The organism is Winogradskyella aurantiaca, assembly GCF_003362725.1.
Classification (GTDB): Bacteria; Bacteroidota; Bacteroidia; order Flavobacteriales; family Flavobacteriaceae; genus Winogradskyella_A; species Winogradskyella_A aurantiaca.
Map to the genome: position 1 here is coordinate 858934 of NZ_QKTV01000001.1, position 17111 is coordinate 876044.

Annotated in this window: 16 protein-coding genes; 3 read left to right on the top strand and 13 right to left on the bottom strand. The window is 40.6% G+C overall.

Annotation, left to right across the window (positions count from 1 at the left end):
• Positions 1-46 precede the first annotated feature (46 nt).
• Entirely contained in the window at positions 47-1681 is a 1635-nt protein-coding gene (groL, locus tag DN064_RS03945) for a chaperonin GroEL (protein WP_115461293.1), read from the top strand.
• Positions 1682-1915: 234 nt separating this feature from the next.
• Positions 1916-4318: an arylsulfatase gene (locus DN064_RS03950; protein ID WP_115461294.1), complete on the top strand. Its 2403-nt coding sequence runs from the start codon at positions 1916-1918 to the stop codon at positions 4316-4318.
• A gap of 72 nt (positions 4319-4390) precedes the next feature.
• Here the strand turns inward: DN064_RS03950 and DN064_RS03955 are convergent, their stop codons facing one another.
• The 8 genes from DN064_RS03955 to DN064_RS03985 all read right to left on the bottom strand — a co-directional run bounded on the left by DN064_RS03955 (position 4391) and on the right by DN064_RS03985 (position 12524).
• Positions 4391-6766, bottom strand: coding sequence for an arylsulfatase (locus DN064_RS03955; protein WP_115461295.1), 2376 nt, complete (start codon positions 6764-6766; stop codon positions 4391-4393).
• Positions 6767-6834: 68 nt separating this feature from the next.
• Positions 6835-6990 carry a hypothetical protein gene (locus tag DN064_RS14145; RefSeq protein ID WP_157962226.1) on the bottom strand — a complete coding sequence of 52 codons (156 nt, stop codon included), beginning with the start codon at positions 6988-6990 and terminating at the stop codon, positions 6835-6837.
• Between the two features lie 255 nt (positions 6991-7245).
• Complete coding sequence (locus tag DN064_RS03960; RefSeq protein WP_115461296.1) at positions 7246-8424, bottom strand: MFS transporter; 1179 nt, start codon at positions 8422-8424, stop codon at positions 7246-7248.
• A 14-nt stretch (positions 8425-8438) separates the two neighbouring features.
• Positions 8439-9269: a glycoside hydrolase family 16 protein gene (locus DN064_RS03965; RefSeq protein ID WP_115461297.1), complete on the bottom strand. Its 831-nt coding sequence runs from the start codon at positions 9267-9269 to the stop codon at positions 8439-8441.
• Positions 9270-9276: 7 nt separating this feature from the next.
• Entirely contained in the window at positions 9277-9999 is a 723-nt protein-coding gene (locus DN064_RS03970; RefSeq protein WP_115461298.1) for a DoxX family protein, read from the bottom strand.
• Between the two features lie 32 nt (positions 10000-10031).
• Positions 10032-10976: an alpha/beta fold hydrolase gene (locus tag DN064_RS03975; protein WP_115461299.1), complete on the bottom strand. Its 945-nt coding sequence runs from the start codon at positions 10974-10976 to the stop codon at positions 10032-10034.
• A 78-nt stretch (positions 10977-11054) separates the two neighbouring features.
• Positions 11055-11915 (bottom strand): alpha/beta fold hydrolase, encoded by an 861-nt coding sequence (locus DN064_RS03980; protein WP_115461300.1) that lies wholly within the window; start codon positions 11913-11915, stop codon positions 11055-11057.
• Positions 11916-11927: 12 nt separating this feature from the next.
• Positions 11928-12524, bottom strand: coding sequence for a TetR/AcrR family transcriptional regulator (locus tag DN064_RS03985; RefSeq protein WP_115461301.1), 597 nt, complete (start codon positions 12522-12524; stop codon positions 11928-11930).
• Positions 12525-12596: 72 nt separating this feature from the next.
• On the opposite strand from DN064_RS03985, the gene DN064_RS03990 reads away from it, so the two are divergent.
• Positions 12597-13031 (top strand): cupin domain-containing protein, encoded by a 435-nt coding sequence (locus DN064_RS03990; protein WP_115461302.1) that lies wholly within the window; start codon positions 12597-12599, stop codon positions 13029-13031.
• Positions 13032-13048: 17 nt separating this feature from the next.
• Here the strand turns inward: DN064_RS03990 and DN064_RS03995 are convergent, their stop codons facing one another.
• Genes DN064_RS03995 through DN064_RS04010 form a run of 5 tightly spaced genes read right to left on the bottom strand, consistent with a single transcriptional unit; the run spans position 13049 to position 17041 of the window.
• The gene (locus DN064_RS03995; RefSeq protein WP_115461303.1) at positions 13049-13630 is read right to left on the bottom strand and encodes a pyridoxine/pyridoxamine 5'-phosphate oxidase; all 582 of its coding nucleotides are present in this window, start codon (positions 13628-13630) and stop codon (positions 13049-13051) included.
• 11 nt (positions 13631-13641) lie between these two features.
• Entirely contained in the window at positions 13642-14307 is a 666-nt protein-coding gene (locus tag DN064_RS04000) for an HAD family hydrolase (protein WP_115461304.1), read from the bottom strand.
• Between the two features lie 27 nt (positions 14308-14334).
• Positions 14335-14475, bottom strand: coding sequence for a hypothetical protein (locus tag DN064_RS14150; RefSeq protein ID WP_157962227.1), 141 nt, complete (start codon positions 14473-14475; stop codon positions 14335-14337).
• A gap of 59 nt (positions 14476-14534) precedes the next feature.
• Positions 14535-15539 (bottom strand): vWA domain-containing protein, encoded by a 1005-nt coding sequence (locus tag DN064_RS04005; protein WP_115461305.1) that lies wholly within the window; start codon positions 15537-15539, stop codon positions 14535-14537.
• Positions 15540-15598: 59 nt separating this feature from the next.
• Positions 15599-17041, bottom strand: coding sequence for a TlpA family protein disulfide reductase (locus DN064_RS04010; RefSeq protein ID WP_115461306.1), 1443 nt, complete (start codon positions 17039-17041; stop codon positions 15599-15601).
• Positions 17042-17111 lie beyond the last annotated feature (70 nt).

Here is a 17111-nt window from a genome sequence, read left to right on the forward strand (position 1 = left end):
ACATTTAACTACTAACGCTGATAAGAATCAGCTAAATGAAACTAAAATGGCAAAAGATATAAAATTTGATATTGAAGCACGCGACGGTCTAAAACGTGGTGTAGATGCATTGGCAAATGCAGTAAAAGTAACTTTAGGTCCTAAAGGAAGAAACGTAATTATCGGAAAGTCCTTCGGTGGTCCACAAGTGACTAAGGACGGAGTTTCGGTTGCAAAAGAAGTAGAGCTTGAAGACGAGCTTGAAAATATGGGGGCGCAAATGGTAAAAGAGGTGGCTTCTAAAACTAATGATCTTGCAGGTGATGGAACTACTACTGCTACTGTACTGGCGCAGGCTATTGTAAAAGAAGGCTTAAAGAATGTGGCCGCTGGTGCTAATCCAATGGATTTGAAGAGAGGAATTGATAAGGCAGTAGAATCTATTGTTGCTGACCTGGACAAGCAATCTAAAAAGGTTGGAAATTCATCAGAGAAAATTCAACAGGTAGCATCAATTTCAGCTAATAATGATAGCACTATTGGTGAATTAATCGCTGAGGCCTTTGGTAAAGTTGGCAAAGAAGGTGTTATTACTGTTGAGGAGGCTAAAGGAACAGATACATACGTAGATGTTGTGGAAGGTATGCAGTTCGACAGAGGTTATTTGTCACCATATTTTGTGACTGATACGGATAAAATGATCGCTGATCTTGAGAATCCATACATCTTATTGTTTGATAAGAAAATCTCAAACTTACAGGAGATTCTGCCTATTCTAGAACCGGTTGCACAGTCTGGACGTCCTTTATTAATTATTGCAGAGGATGTTGAAGGCCAAGCTTTAGCTACCCTTGTAGTTAACAAATTAAGAGGTGGACTAAAGATTGCTGCAGTAAAAGCGCCAGGTTTTGGTGATAGAAGAAAAGCCATGTTAGAAGACATCGCTATCCTAACAGGTGGTACCGTTATTTCTGAAGAAAGAGGGTTTTCTCTTGAAAATGCAGATCTTTCAATGCTAGGAACTGCTGAAACAGTGACAATCGATAAAGAAAACACTACGATTGTCAACGGAAACGGCAAAGCTTCTGATATTAAAGGAAGGGTAAATCAAATAAAAGCACAGCTCGAAGCTTCAACGTCTGATTATGATAAAGAAAAGATGCAGGAGCGTTTGGCTAAACTAGCCGGTGGTGTTGCCGTATTGTATGTGGGGGCTGCTTCCGAGGTTGAGATGAAGGAAAAGAAAGACCGTGTTGATGATGCCTTACACGCTACAAGAGCAGCGGTTGAAGAAGGTATTGTTGCTGGTGGTGGTGTTGCCTTGGTAAGAGCAAAAAATACACTTGAAAAAATCACCACTGACAATCTTGACGAAACTACTGGAGTGCAAATTGTTAATAAAGCAATCGAGTCTCCATTGAGAACTATTGTTGAGAATGCCGGAGGTGAAGGTTCTGTTGTTATCAATAAAGTATTAGAGGGTAAAAAAGACTTTGGTTACGATGCTAAGTCTGAAGCTTATGTAGATATGCTTAAAGCAGGAATTATTGATCCTAAGAAAGTAACAAGAATTGCTTTAGAAAATGCGGCTTCAGTTGCTGGAATGATCCTAACAACTGAATGTGCTTTAGTAGACATTAAGGAGGACGCTCCTGCAATGCCACCAATGGGTGGGGGCGGAGGTATGCCTGGAATGATGTAAGCGCAAACGTTAATTAATAAATAAAAAAGCCTCTGAATTATCAGAGGCTTTTTTATTTATTAATGCTTAGCGACTTAGAATAATACCCCCGATCTTATAGGTAAATAGAACTTTACTAAGGAAAACGAGTGGAATAAGGATAGGGTGTATTCATCTACAGATATGTTTTACCCGTCGAAAATGATTCTTCATGCAGTTCCTCTTAATGTAACTTTTTGCTTAAAATATTTTCGCATGAACAAAAATACACCACATTCAAAGCCCAATTCTATCAGCGTATTAGGATTGATAATTTTAATTATTCTTACAACACTTCTAGGAACAAATATTCAAGCTCAGGAAGTACTACCTTTTCCTGAAGAAAAATCATCAAGTAAGGCTGGGGTTACTATTGCAAATTCAGTTTACAATCCTACACCAGCTCCACGACGAATTGCAGCAGATGCTCCCAACATCGTAATAATTCTCATCGATGACATTGGAAATGGAACCGCCGATACCTTTGGCGGTGAAATCCATACTCCAAACCTTTCTCGTGTTGCTGAAAATGGAATTACTTATAACAGATTTCATTCTACGGCGATGTGTTCACCAACGCGCTCCTCCTTACTTACTGGAAGAAACCATACTGCAGTTGGTAACGGTCAAATTTGTGAAATATCGAATGACTGGGATGGTTACAGAGGACGAATTCCCAAATCGGCTGCAACGATTGCTGAAGTGTTGAAGAACTACGGGTACAATACGGCAGCATTTGGTAAATGGCACAATACCCCTTCAGAAGAAACCACTTCCAAAGGACCCTTTCACAGCTGGCCAACAGGTTATGGGTTCGAATATTTTTATGGATTTCTTTCGGGTGAGGCTTCTCAATACGAGCCAAGTCTTGTCAGGAATACAACAATAGTTGATCATCCTGAGACTAGTGGTGGTAACGACTATTATCATGTTACTGAAGACCTTGCTGATGATGCTATTCATTGGATGCGAGAACAAAAAGCATTTGCTCCAGATAAACCATTCTTTATGTATTGGGCCTCTGGGGCGGTTCATGGTCCTCATCAAGTAACTAAGGAATGGATCGATAAATACGATGGGAAATTTGATGATGGATGGGATGCCTACCGGGAACGGGTATACAAACGTCAAATAGAAATGGGGTGGATTCCTGAGGGAACGGCATTAACAGAAAGAGATCAAACAATGGCGGCTTGGGATGATATTCCTAAGAATGAGCGTGAATTTCAAAGTAAGCTAATGGAAGTATACGCTGGCTTTACTGAACACACCGACTACAATGTGGGGCGTATTTTCGATGAGATAGAGGCTCTTGGTGAAATGGATAATACAATCATTTTCTATATATGGGGTGATAATGGTTCTTCTGCTGAAGGACAGAATGGCACTATTAGTGAATTATTGGCTCAAAATAGTATTCCAACTACCATTGACCAGCATATTGAGGCTTTAGATGATCTAGGTGGTTTAGATGTATTAGGAAGTGGTAAAACAGATAATATGTACCATGCCGGTTGGGCATGGGCAGGTTCAACACCTTATAAATCCACTAAATTAGTGGCTGCGCATTTTGGTGGAACCAGACAGCCAATGGCTGTGTCCTGGCCAAAAAATATAACACCTGATAAGACGCCAAGATCTCAATTTCATCATGTAAATGATATTGCACCTACCTTATATGAAGTGTTAGATATAATACCACCAAAAGTTGTAAATGGTGTAAGTCAAGATCCAATTGATGGGGTGAGTTTAGCCTATTCCTTCAATAATGCTGACGCTGAAGGACGATTACAAACTCAGTTTTTTGATATAATGGCAAGTCGAGGGGTTTATCATGAAGGGTGGTTTGCGGGAACTTTTGGCCCACGAATTCCTTGGGTTCCAGGTCTACCAGAAGGTATTATGGAATGGAATCCTGAAAATGATGTATGGGAGTTATATAATGTTGAGGAAGATTGGTCACAATCTAATGACTTGGCAGAACAATATCCTGAAAAACTACAAGAATTAAAGAGTTTGTTTTTGGTAGAGTCAGCAAAGAATGATAACCTGCCTATTGGCGGGGGGTTATGGTCGCTGGTTTATCATCCGGAAGACGCTCCAAAAACACCTTATAAAGACTGGGTGTTTCATGGTGATATAGACCGTATGCCTGAGTTTGCGGCGCCTAAATTAGGCAAGTTTGATAACACAGTAACGATGAATGTGAATGTGCCTAAAAAAGCTAATGGGGTACTTTATGCCTTAGGTGGATTTGGTGGGGGATTAAGCTGCTTTGTAAAAGACGGGTATTTAATTTATGAGTACAATCTTTTTGAGATTGACAGGACCGTCATCAAAGGTTCTAAAAAATTACCAGTAGGTGATGTAGAGATTGAGGTGATTACAAATAAACAAAAGGAAACGGCCCAATCACCTATTGATGTTACTATACTTGTCAATGGTGCAGAATATGCTAAAGGAACGGTTCCAATCATTGCCCCTTTAACCTTTACTGCTAATGACTGTCTGGATTTTGGTAAAGATCTTGGTTCACCAGTGAGTACGATGTATTATGATATGGCACCATTTAAATTTAATGGTTCAATCGAGAAATCAACTATTTCATACCCAGAATAGGATAGTTAATTAAGGTTAAAGAAAAAAGGCCTCTGGGAACAGAGGCCTTTTTTCTTTTAATAAATAAGTTGACTATTCGATACTAATGATCACTTCTTTGATATAACCAGTAAATTCTGAGTCCTCAGCATCCTTAAATACCTTATCGGCTACCTGAGTGGCATCGTCTCTACCCACATCAGCCGTTTCATCTGCAGAGAAAACCGCAGGTTGTGTTTTATCTATACGTCCTTCGGCCACTAATTCACCATCCACATACAGTTTGGCTATTCCTCCTTTTCCGGTGCCTCCACCGTCATATTCAAATTCCAATTTGATGTTAGCACTGTCATTTTTTATGGCTTTATCCGCTTTGATGGTGTAGCTGTTCAAGCCAAAATAATTATAGGTATAGGCCGGCTTACCCTTGTCCATGTAAAGCGCCCAACCACCAAATTTACCGCCCTGGCAAAGTATTATACCTTTATCGCGTCCGGATAATGATACATTAGCCTCAATAGTTTTGGACGTGTTTTTTACATTCAGGAAGGTATTCTCAAGCATGCCTTCCATGCCCTGTGCCAAGGTAATGGATTTACGATCACCCATTAAATCAGGACGTCCTGCAATGGCAGCATTAAAGCGTTCATATAAGCGATCGTCCAGTGGATATATATTGTTACTTATAGCTTCAGATTCAAAAAGATCAATCATCTCTTGAAGTTTTTCTGGATTTTCAGTTGCTAGATTATTGACCAGACTAAAATCTTCTTCTATGTTATACAATTCCCATTCTTCCTCTAAAAAGGGTTTTCTTGGTTTGCCTTCCCAAGGTACCATATGCACTACGCGAGCTAACCATCCGTTGCTATAAATACCGCGGTTTCCAAACATCTCAAAGTACTGAGTAGTATGTTGGTCTGGTGCGTCAGCATCATCAGTAGCATACAACATACTAACACCATCCATGGGTATTTGTTCTACTCCGTTAATGGATTTTGGAGTTGGTAAACTGGCTGCTTCCAAAACAGTTGAAGCAACATCATTCACATGGTGCCATTGCGATCTTATTTCGCCTTTAGATTCAAACCCATTAGGCCAGTGCATTACCATGCCGTTTCGTGTCCCCCCAAAGTCAGCGGCCACTTGTTTGGTCCATTTGAATGGGGCATCGGTAGCAACTGCCCAGGCAGCAGACATGTGAGGGAATGAATTTGGACCACCCCAATCATCCGCACGGTCTAACATGCTTTCAACCGTTTCTTCATCAAAGATTCCGTTCAAATGCACTAGCTCGTTATAAGTACCTTCTAAACCACCCTCAGCACTGGACCCGTTGTCTCCCATGATATAGATAAATAGGGTGCTTTCCAGCTCACCTATCTCATCGATAGCATCCACCAAGCGTCCCACTTCATTATCGGTATGCTCTGCAAACCCAGCAAAGGTTTCCATTTGAAGGGCGAATAGTTTCTTTTCATCTGCACTTAAAGATTCCCATTCTTTAATGCCGGAAGGCATAGGTGCCAACTGTGCATTTTGCGGAACAACGCCCATCGCTTTCTGTCTCTCGAATGTTTCTTCTCTTAGTTTTAACCAACCTTGATCAAACTTCCCCTTATATTTTTCTATCCATTCCTTAGGGGCGTGATGTGGCGCATGGGTAGCTCCAGTAGCATAATACATCATAAACGGTTTTTCGGGAGTCATGGCTTGCTGAAACTTTACCCATTCAATGGCTTCGTTGGTCATATCAGTTGTAAAGTGGTAGTCCTCCATTTCAGCTTTTGAGACTTTAGTAACTCCATCGAAAATGACGGGTTCCCATTGGTTGGTTTCACCACCAATAAATCCATAGAATTTGTCAAACCCTGAATTGGTAGGCCATCTGGTATACGGCCCTGAAACCGATACTTCCCAAGTGGCCGTTTCGTGCCATTTTCCGAATGCGGCCGTACTGTAACCGTTTTGTTTTAGTGTTTCAGCAAAGTATTTAGCATTATCAGGTCTAATGCCCTGGTTGCCATAGAAGCCTGTGGCGACTTCCATAACGGAACCTACATTGACATTATGGTGATTTCTGCCGGATAGCAGAGAGGCTCGAGTAGGCGAGCATAAGGCAGTGGTATGAAATCTATTGAACTTAAGGCCATTGTTAGCGAGCCTGTCAAAAGTAGGGGTGTTGATAGCTCCTCCATAAGTGCTGGTAGCTCCAAATCCAATATCATCAATTAAAACGACCACAATATTTGGAGCGCCTTCCGGTGCCTTTATTTCGAACAGATCTGGTTTCTCGACATTGCGAGCATCCATCTCTGTGATCTGTTTCTGTTTTGGTGGTTGAATTGGCAATACGGAGCGATCAATTTCACCGGGTTTGGTTTCTACCATTGCCGTCTCCTCTTTGGTTTGTTGACAAGAAGCTAATAACAAAATACCTGCAAATAGCAGGGTCTTCAAAAGTTTCATAAAGTAAGTGTTTGATTAATAATCTTCTAAAAATAAGAAATTCAAAACAACTACTATTACGAATCTTCTTACTTTAACTCCAGATTGCCGCGCATATATTTTAAATTAAACTTCAACGCTGAGATTCGCCATCCGAGTTTGGAGTTGACTAGCTCTATTTCATAACTCCCAACAAATTCTCGGGTACTGCCTTCCAGAGCATCTTTTTTATAATGACTGGCCATAACCTTGGCTGTTGCTTTATTGCCTGCAATAGTAATTATTTAGTTGCTAGTTTTGTAGTGTACAGCATATGTCTATTTGAAACATACCAGATCATACGAACAATTGTCAATCACTGGAATGCTTTTGGTCTCGGCTTCCGGGGATAAAATAGTATTCCTTTATAAAATCCTGTAAATCTTCTCTTGGTAATTGGGAGACTATAATCAAGGCTTGTATTTGAGAATAAAGTGCAAAAATTTAGCGGTAATTATATTCTAGTTTGCGTTGTTATTACTGCGCTGTAATAAAGCCCATAAACCCAGGATAGGTCCTAAAGCCAATAACATATATATGTAGTTCGAATTGAAGGATTGATCTAAATACGACATGAGTTGAATACTAATGATGGTAATGGCAAATCCAATACTGTTCACAGTCGTTAAGGCGGTTCCCTTAATTTCGGGCGGCGCTGTTTGAGCAGCGAGTGTTGAGAATAGTGGTGAATCCGCAATAACCACCATTCCCCAAATGATTAAAAAGCTCAAGAATAATAGGGGCTGATCCTGGTCGATCATCAATGGGCTTATTAGACAACAGATACAGGACAGGAGAAGGGCCAGAAAAGCAGTTTTTTTAGTCCCTGATTTTAGCGACATAATTCCTGCTGCTACACAGGATAGCGAACCAACACCAATGACTAAAAAGGACCATAAGGCCACATTGAAGTTAACTTCGGGGTGCAAAGATTGGTAGGTTTTTAGGAGTACAGGTACGAAGGCCCAAAAGGCGTAAAGTTCCCACATATGCCCAAAATAGCCAAATGCCGCTGCCTTGAATGTGGGGCGTTTAAAGACTTGAAACATCACTTGAAAGTTGACTCGAGCCCCTGCTGTTATAAACGGGCCTTTCGGGACCAATACAAATAATGCCAATCCTCCTCCAACGGACATTACTGAACAGCCAATGATTACCGAGTTCCAGGAAAAGTTAGCGCTTAGGTATTTTAATAAATGAGGCGAGGCAGTGCCCAGCACCAAGGCACTAACAAGAAATCCTAATGATCTGCCTAATCCCTTGTTATAATAGTCCGAGGCAATTTTCATACCCACCGGATAAATACCTGCCAGGAAGAACCCAGTTAAAAACCGAAATAAAAGAATACTTGTAAGAGTATTGGCTTGCCATAAGATGCCCAGGTTGCAGAGCGCTCCTAAAATGGCACTAATTAAAAAGACTTTTGATGGTGAGAACCGATCAGCAATCGTCAACAGGGCAAAAACTAAGGTGCCCGTGATAAACCCCAACTGAACGGCCGCTGTTAAGTGACCCAATGCATCGGTATCTAAATTAAAATTTGTGACCAAATCTGTCATCACTCCATTACCAGCAAACCACAGGGATGTGCATAGTAGTTGGGCAATGACAATGGTTGGAAGTATGTGTGATTTAGACAATTCTTAGTAGGCTTTTATTTCTGGTATACGCATATCCAATCTACTTCCATGATCTGAGGAAAAACAGAGGTTTTATCCGGTCTACCTGAAAAGGTACCACCAACTGCTATGTTTAGCAATAAAAAGAACTCCTGATGAAACTCGGCCCGTTCACCGCTATTAATTGGGGTTGAAATAAATTCCTCACCATCTACAGACCAGGAAATCTGGTTCTTGTCCCATTCCAATTCAAAAATATGAAAGTCGTCTGCAAAGATGCCTTTCTTTAAATGGTATTCCACAGGGCCCATCATTTCATGTTGGTCATCTTTGTTTGCATAGTGGATATTGGCTTCTATCACGGCATCGTCTCTAAATCCATAGAGCTCCAGAATATCAATCTCACCCGATTGTGGCCAGGGGGTATCTCCACCATTTTCATCAATACTGGCACCCAGCATCCAAAATGCTGGCCATATGCCCATGCTATAGGGTAATTTAATTCGTGCAGCTACCTTACCATACTTAAACGAGAACTTGTTAGCAGTATTTAATCGGGCTGAGCTATATTGATCCAATCCATGCACATCGCTTTCATGAATGGCCTTAATAACCAGTCGGCCATCTTTAATAAAGGCATTCTTTTCGTTGGCGGTATAGCGTTGCCATTCCTCATTAAAGCGTCCAGCTTTTTCAACCTGTCGGTTCCATTTACTGTCATCTAGTTGCTCTTGTTCAAATTCGTCAGACCAAATGAGTTGCCATTTAGATCCGGGATCATATGTAGAATCTTTACTATCCATTGCTATAAATGCACTTAGAGAAATAACACCAATAAAAATAAAACCTTTTAACCGTTTGTTCATGACATCCTTAGTTTGATTTCTTTTGACTGTTGTAAAGTTCTAAGCACTGGTTTAAAGAATGGCCTTCTTGATGGATGCAATCGCAGAAACTGTAACCTGCTTCCTCATTCAAGGTTCCTGTGAATTGCTGCTGACAGTCCCTTAAAGAGTTCCTTGGCATCACTTCATGTCCATAAACGGCAAAGACTATGGTGCTAGCCGAAATAGCTACCACAATAAGGGTAAAAGCAAAAGGGAATCTCCAGCTATAATGCTCTGGTTTTTCAAAAAAGGGTAGGGGTTTAAGTTTTTTGATGGGAAGCAAATATTGCAATCGGTCATAGTGCCAGACTAAAATAAAGAGATTTGCCAGGGTCATCAAAGGGGAGGTAACAATAGATCCTTCAAACCTTACCGCATAAGACAGTATCCAAATGTTGATTATGATAGGCAGATAAACCAAAGCTCCCCATAAAACAGTTCTCGGAATCAATAACAGGATGGCAGCGATCACTTGAGCGATACCAATGAAGGTGTAGTAATATCCAGTATCATGAAGAGCCGTAAGATAGGCTCCCATAGGATGTAATTCGGACAAGCCATTAGCAAAGCGTTCTCCTACTATTTTTACCATACCTGCCACGATAAATGCATAGGCTAGTGATACCCGGCAAAAGAGGTAGAATAACCAATACCAGCGATTGGATCGCATCTTAGGGTAAAACAGTTTAAAGGATTTAAAAATGGACATGGCGACTCAACTGATTTCTAAAATTACAACTATCAATCCAGGAAAAGTAAAACAGCCTCTAGACTTTCATCAGGGGCTTCCTCCATGGGCACATGTCCTACGTTTTTAAGGATCAGCAAGGTATTATTGGGTATATCCTTGTAAAAATTCTGTGCCATAGCTACTGGGATTAATTCATCCTTTTCACCCCAAAGTATCAATGTGGGTTGCTGAATGTTAGGTATGTTTAGGTATTCATCAGACTGGTGGTCTACGGCTAATCGGTCTACAAAAGCCTGACGGTTGCCCTCTCTAAGGGTCAATTCAAAATACCGGTCCACCAAAGGTTCAGTAACCTTTGATTTGTCAGCATAGACATTTTCAATACTGGATTTGGCCACGGAACGCGGAGTGATGTAAGTAAATATCTGTTTTATAATTGGTATTTCGGCAAGTTGAAAGGCGATAGGTCGGCTTTGGGCCTTAACAGGATATCCAGAAGCATCAATGAGAATAAGCTTATCTACTGTGTCTGGGTGCTCAAGGGTGAATCGCCATGAGATGCCTCCACCCAGCGAATTACCGCCAAGAATACATGAGTCAACGTTCATGGCATTGAGGAAATCGTGTATGAAATCTATATAGCTTTCCATACTATAGTCGCGATTAGGAAAGGGGCCGGTTAATCCATAACCAGGCAGGTCCATCCGAATAACGCGATGCTTGCTTTTAAGATCCGTAGTCCAATCATCAAAGGTGTGTAGACTACTTCCAGTACCATGGATTAAGACGATAGGAATACTATCTGATTTTGGGCCCTCATCTCTGTAATGGACTTGCATACCGTCCACATCTACAAAGGCCGATGCTTCATTGGTATAGCGGCTCTTAAGCTCGTCTAAAGGAATATCGCTATACCCAAAAAGTAATACAACTGCCAGTACTAATAGTGCCAGACTTAGTACTAAAATTTTGAAGATCTTTTTAAGGTGCTTCATATCAAATGTATTGTGGTGGTCAACTAAAGATAGCAGATTTTTATCAAGGCCCCTGATTTTACAATTAAAGTGACCTTATCATAATAAGGCATCATGAAAATCAAAAAATGCCTTTAAGACTTCCTTAGGGGTTTCAATGTGTGGGTAGTGACCAGAATTTTGCAGGTAGACGATATCAGCATCGGGAATTAGTTCCGCATAGCGCTCTGCTGCGTGCAGTCCTGAAACAGGATCTTCGATGCCATTGATAAGACGCATAGGAACTACTGACGCCACCATCGGTTTTACCCAACGGTCTCTGTTGCGTCGTCGCTCTTTAATGTAATGGATTAAACGTGGGATCATTCGGCGTCCGTTGTTTTCAATGATTAAATTCCATGTCTCCTTCACAAACTCATCAGATGGGGGATGGGCCTGGCTGAAAATATTGTGGAAACTTCGTTTTAAAGAGGCGAGTGACATAGCCTTAACCACAAGAGGGCCTAATGGCGATAAGAGTAGCTTCTGAATAACAAGGGCTCGATGGGTTTCAGGAAACAAGCCTCCATTCAAAAACACACAAGATAGCCAGTTGACTTTGGAGGTCTTATGGTACTGACGTGCCAATAATTCTTGAGCAATCGTATCTCCCAGATCATGTGCTAGTATATGCGCCTTAGTAATACCTTGCTCTATTAACAGATCTTCAATAACATCGGCTTGCAAACTAATGCTAAGCGTTTGATTAGGTTTGGAGGACTTGCCAAGTCCAATAAGATCGTGAGCAATCACGTCGAACCTTTGAGATAGAGCTGGCCAAAGAAGTTCAAAGTCCCAGGAAGATGATGGAAAGCCATGAATACAAATTAGCGATTCACCTTGGCCTGATCGTTTGTACACCACATTGAGCCCTTGTACATTGGCACTTTGAGTACCCGAATACCATAAGTTTACATCCATGGACTGTTCTTGTTAGTTCTCTTCGTTCAATGTAAGACCTTTAAGTACTAATTCTAATCCCCACTTTAATAAATCCAAAGATTCGTCATTGTTCAATCCACAAACGTCTTTGGTTATTATCATGGGTTCAACGCCCATAAATAGGGTGATAAGGTTGGAGAGTTTCTCCTGATCTTTTGGACTGAGGTCGGTGTTTTCCAATGCTAGTTTCAAGGTTTTTTTACGCCGAGCACCACGTTTGCTGTTTGTATTGGCAGGATCTAATACCGCACTAATGTATTTTCTAAAGAGCTGCTCATTGTCCAGTGTTAGTTGGTTGTAATAATCCTGTATCCCATATATGGTAGCTTCCAGATTTTGTTGGTCCAGAGGTTCTAAAATGGCTTCAGGACTTTTAGTGCTCACTTGCAATCCAGCTTCCGCTGCTAGAATATCGCTGTTGGAAAAATACCTGTAGACAGTAGCTCTCGAAATTCCAGTGCGCTTGGCAATATCATCAAGGTTGAAGCTGAGCCCTTTATTGAGGAAGTAAGCTGCCCCGGCCAGTATTTTACTGCGGGTTTCCTGTTTTTGATTGGTTCGTCCAGATTGGAGATAAGCATCACTCATGAGACAAATATCTCATAAAATTTGGATACATCAAAGTTTACCATTAAGTTTGTGAGACAAATATCTCATAAAATGGATTCAAGTAACACCATGTGGGTGCTTGGTCATAAAATTACACCACACGATACCTCCGGTGATTATGACCTCATGGTAGCAGAAACCCCACCAAATGTCCCAGGTCCACCACCTCATTTGCACAATGCTTACAAAGAATCATTTTTAATTATTGAAGGAGAACTGGAGTTTTTTGTCAATGGTAAAACACAGGTCGTAAGGGCTGGGGAATCGGTTGACATTCCACCCAAGACATTGCATACCTTTAATAACAAAACCAATCAGACTTGTAAATGGATTAATATTCACAGTCCTAAAGGATTTCGAACCTTTTTTAATGAATTGGGTGTCCCAGATACGGAAGCCAATGCTGTGGAGAAATCAGTTGCTCCAGAGCTAATTCAGAAGGTGATTCAGACGGCTTCTGATTACGATATGATTATTCAGGGTTAACGCTAGAAACGAAACGTTTATGGCTGAAGTTGATTAATTAGCCATTGCTCTTTATGCCGCTCAAATAGCCATCGTTCATGGAATCTTGAAGGTTTAAATTGCATGAATTCCATACGGATGGGTTGAATGGCAAATTCTCCCCATGACTCTGGTCGTTTGATGTGCTCGTTGATTTTAAGCTGGGTCTTAACTGTGGACTGTAATAGCGCGATATCATTGATTTCAGATCCCTGCTGACTAATATTAGAGACCACTTGAGAGGCCCGGCTTCGTTTTTCAAAGTAACTATCTGCTGGTTCAGGTGATAATTTTTGGGCAACACCTTGGATGCGCACCTGACGTTCAGTAGTCGTCCACCAAAAGGTCAAGGCTACCTGATGGTGTTGTTGTATCTCTAACCCTTTTCGGGAATTCAGTGGACCAGTGATAACAAAGGATCCGTCAATAATTTCCTTAAAGGATACAAAGCGCGCATTGGGATAGCCATCCAAGCCTTGAGTAGATAAGCAAACCGCTGAAGGTATAGACAAAGATGATTGATCTAATTCCTCCTGATACCAGGCCTTAAAAAGTGAAATGGGATTGGTGTCGCGCTGCATGCTTTATTTTGTTATTTGATTAGAAGTTCTAATGCTACTTCAAAATTAAAATTCTTCCAGTCTCTTGTGTACACTGGTATGTTTTCTCTTTTAAAGACAGCTTCGTGTTTAAGACCCACCCCAATAAAATGCAAGTTGAGGTTTCGGGCTGTTTGAAGATCCCACAGACCATCCCCAATTGATATGATCTCATCAAAAGTCTCTGCTTGGTAAAAGGACTTTGCTTTTACTATAGCATCATTGACAATAGCCTCTCGTGTGAAATGGTTATTCGCTGTAGCGATAAGGGCTTCATCATACCAGAGTTGTGCTTGTTGCAATTTTAAAAAGGCAGGAGCTTTAATGGATCCCGTAGCAAAAGCAATGGCATAGTCCTTTAGTCTTAAATAATCAAGGAGTTTTTGAGCACCTGAAATTTGCTCAATAGGTTCCAGACTTTCCATTACCTCGGTCATTTTGACTTCAAATTCCATCAAGAACGAGAGGTCAAAATCGTTATTGAAATTGACTTTATAATTCTCGTTAAGAATGAAGCTATCGGTATGATGGGTATAAGACTTCCAGTCAGTGTTGATATTAGATATACCGAAAGATTTCATAGTCTCAACATAAGCCGTTTGATGCTGGCGCTCACTGTTGGTAAGAGTACCGTCGATGTCAAAAACTACCAGATTCATTCGTGTGCTTTAGATGGGTTATGGCTTTTAATCATGAAGGTTTTGAAATATCCAGTTCATCAATTCTCTTTTATCCAAGGCATCCCAGGTGGATTGGGTATTCTTTATTAATAGTTGGGAAACAGGCGCCACCAACAGGGCAACAGCTAACAATACTTTTAATTTCATGACTCTAATTTTTTCATTTTTGATTGAAAAATCATGCCAAGAATCTGTGAACTATGGACTTAATTGATCCGTTGTGCTTCAAAGCTAAAACGTATTTCAATAGTTTCATCTTCTGAAAGTAATTGATCAGATCGAGTGTAGCGGATCTCATAAATAGATACGACACCTTTGGCAACGATTCTAAAAATATTCTCGAGAGCAATAATATTATCGGCGACTACAAAATTGCTGCTTTCACTAACAATTGCTTCTAGTCCAGATTCTTGAAAATCAGTACCTCTGAGACCAATAGCAAATTTTTCTACCTCACTAGAATTAATCTGTTCTAAAAGTTCGGTAGGGTTGTTACTGTCGTTATCACCTCCATCAGTAAAGGCTACCAATGATTTAATACCATCAAAATCAAGATCTTCTAACAATTCTATACCGGTTTGAACCGCCTGATACAGTGCCGTACGTTCCTGGAAATTAGAGTAATTATCGATGATGAAATCCAGGAGGCCAATATTATCTGAGGTGAAGAAACCTGTACTTTGTATGGCATCCCTATCTGAAAAGAACACTACCGCTACGGTAGAATCATCAGAGCTATTAACTACTGTATTGGCAAAATTCTTAGCGTAGGTTTTTAAGTCCTCAATATTACCCGACAGCGAGGCACTCATGTCCAGTACCAATACCGTGGCGATATCGGTTTGAAAGCTAGTCTGCGCATTGTTAAATTCGTTTTGAAGCACATAACACTCTTCATTGGGTGCTTTCTCCTCAATTTTAATTCTTGTTATTTCAAAATTGCTATTATCCGTACGTATTCTTACTCCGGGAATCACGATATCTACACCATTGTTCACAGGTTCAGCAAAGGCCGGTTCGTAAAAAATATTGCCTGCTTCACTAACAGGTGTGCCCGATACAGTAGGGTTTCCTGTATTAAAATAGGTATAAGCCAATGATTCATTGCCTATGGTTCCCTGGCCTGGGCAATTTGGACCTGAGTTATCATTGGAACAAGAAAGTAGCAGACCTAAGGCGCATACAAAGGAGAGGTAATAAGTAGTTTTCATATGATTTGGTTAAGCAGGGTATACCTGGTTTATGCTTGTAAAACTAAAAAGCAAGATTTTTATTGTACATCTTTTTCTTTCATTTTTTTCAAGGCATCTTCAATAAGAGCATCCACACCGGCACTTGCTCGCGCACATTTATTCTTAATAACCTTTCCCTGGGCGTCTACCAGAACGCTATGGGGAAGACCTTGAGAACCAAAGGCTTTTACTAAAGTTTTAGTCCAATCATCGTTGGCGTAAAGGTTGATGGTTTTTAGATCATACTTGTTCACCATTTTGCGCCACAGGTCTTCGTCCGAATCCTGACAGATATTTACAATGGCCACCGGTTCATCTTTAAACTGTTCTACTAAGGCATCTTCATATGGAAACTCTTTAATACAAGGAGAACACCAGGTACCCCAAAAGTTGATGAGTAGCACCTTACCTTTAAAATCCTCAGGCTGATATTCTTTGGAATTCATATCAGGTAGGCTAAAGTAGGGGAGATATTCCCCGGGCGCTAATAGCGGTTTTGCCTGAATCTGGGTCTTTACATAATTTGAGATTTCCGGGTCTTTTAGATGAGCTAACCATTCATCATTCCAGACAAGGTCCAGATAATTAAAGATAAAAGAAAAGTACCTAGCCAGATGCACATCGCCGATCTTAGAATCTCCCAAAGACTCTTTTGAAGCTTTGATGGTGTTTTCAACATAGTTGGTCCATTCATCCTTCCCGGCACCAGATAAACTGTTTTCGATACGTGGATCGATTTTAAAATCAAGATAAGATTGTAAAAAATTCATATAAGCGATTACCCCATTAAACTTGGTGTTTTGAATGGGAAGATCCTTTATGGTCGTATTCAAGAAATTATCAGGAACAGGATCGGTACTCGACAAGGCTTTAACTCTGTACGACAAAGCAGAAAGATTGGCGCCTGATTTGATGTACTCAAGACGCAGATGTTCGAATTCCGTATACCATTTGGGCAGGCCTTTATAATTAGCTAGCTGTTGTTGCTGAGAACTAAGAACGGAATCATTAGAGGCCATGAGCTCCTCAATTGAAATTTCATCTCTTAAACCTTTATTCCAGGGGTTCCAATCGGATACTGTGCTTCTGGTTGTAAGAAATTTATTGATGACTTTAAAATCACCACTAAAGTTTACTTTGGAATCTTCGGAAACGGAAAGCTCGTTCAGGGTATTGGGTTCTGCAAATAGTCGGTATGGACGGTTATTAATAGTTACTGAATAATAATCTCTGGATTCAGTAGTGAGGGACAATTGAATGGCCTTTCCAGGGGCTACGAGGGTATCTATTAGTTGCTCTGACATCGTGAGATTAAGCTCGTTCCTGATGTTTAGCTTTAATGTGTCCTTTGATTGATTGTTAAGATTTAAAAGGCTTTTGCCAGTGGGATCAAAAACAGCAAGGCGTTCCTCGGTCTTTTGACAGGAGTAGAAAAAGGACAATAGAATAGTGGCTAAGAGGGAACGAAATAGAAATTTCATTTTAAAATAGTGAGGTTTAGCTAATCGTTGGTTGAATATAATTTAAGACGCTAGGCATCTTTGATTGTTA

Coding starts and splice junctions, on each gene's coding strand:
- groL (WP_115461293.1), top strand. CDS start 47: ATGGCAAAAGATATAAAATTTGATATTGAAGCACGCGACGGTCTAAAA.
- DN064_RS03950 (WP_115461294.1), top strand. CDS start 1,916: ATGAACAAAAATACACCACATTCAAAGCCCAATTCTATCAGCGTATTA.
- DN064_RS03955 (WP_115461295.1), bottom strand. CDS start 6,766: ATGAAACTTTTGAAGACCCTGCTATTTGCAGGTATTTTGTTATTAGCT.
- DN064_RS14145 (WP_157962226.1), bottom strand. CDS start 6,990: ATGGCCAGTCATTATAAAAAAGATGCTCTGGAAGGCAGTACCCGAGAA.
- DN064_RS03965 (WP_115461297.1), bottom strand. CDS start 9,269: ATGAACAAACGGTTAAAAGGTTTTATTTTTATTGGTGTTATTTCTCTA.
- DN064_RS03970 (WP_115461298.1), bottom strand. CDS start 9,999: ATGTCCATTTTTAAATCCTTTAAACTGTTTTACCCTAAGATGCGATCC.
- DN064_RS03975 (WP_115461299.1), bottom strand. CDS start 10,976: ATGAAGCACCTTAAAAAGATCTTCAAAATTTTAGTACTAAGTCTGGCA.
- DN064_RS03980 (WP_115461300.1), bottom strand. CDS start 11,915: ATGGATGTAAACTTATGGTATTCGGGTACTCAAAGTGCCAATGTACAA.
- DN064_RS03985 (WP_115461301.1), bottom strand. CDS start 12,524: ATGAGTGATGCTTATCTCCAATCTGGACGAACCAATCAAAAACAGGAA.
- DN064_RS03990 (WP_115461302.1), top strand. CDS start 12,597: ATGGATTCAAGTAACACCATGTGGGTGCTTGGTCATAAAATTACACCA.
- DN064_RS03995 (WP_115461303.1), bottom strand. CDS start 13,630: ATGCAGCGCGACACCAATCCCATTTCACTTTTTAAGGCCTGGTATCAG.
- DN064_RS04000 (WP_115461304.1), bottom strand. CDS start 14,307: ATGAATCTGGTAGTTTTTGACATCGACGGTACTCTTACCAACAGTGAG.
- DN064_RS14150 (WP_157962227.1), bottom strand. CDS start 14,475: ATGAAATTAAAAGTATTGTTAGCTGTTGCCCTGTTGGTGGCGCCTGTT.
- DN064_RS04005 (WP_115461305.1), bottom strand. CDS start 15,539: ATGAAAACTACTTATTACCTCTCCTTTGTATGCGCCTTAGGTCTGCTA.
- DN064_RS04010 (WP_115461306.1), bottom strand. CDS start 17,041: ATGAAATTTCTATTTCGTTCCCTCTTAGCCACTATTCTATTGTCCTTT.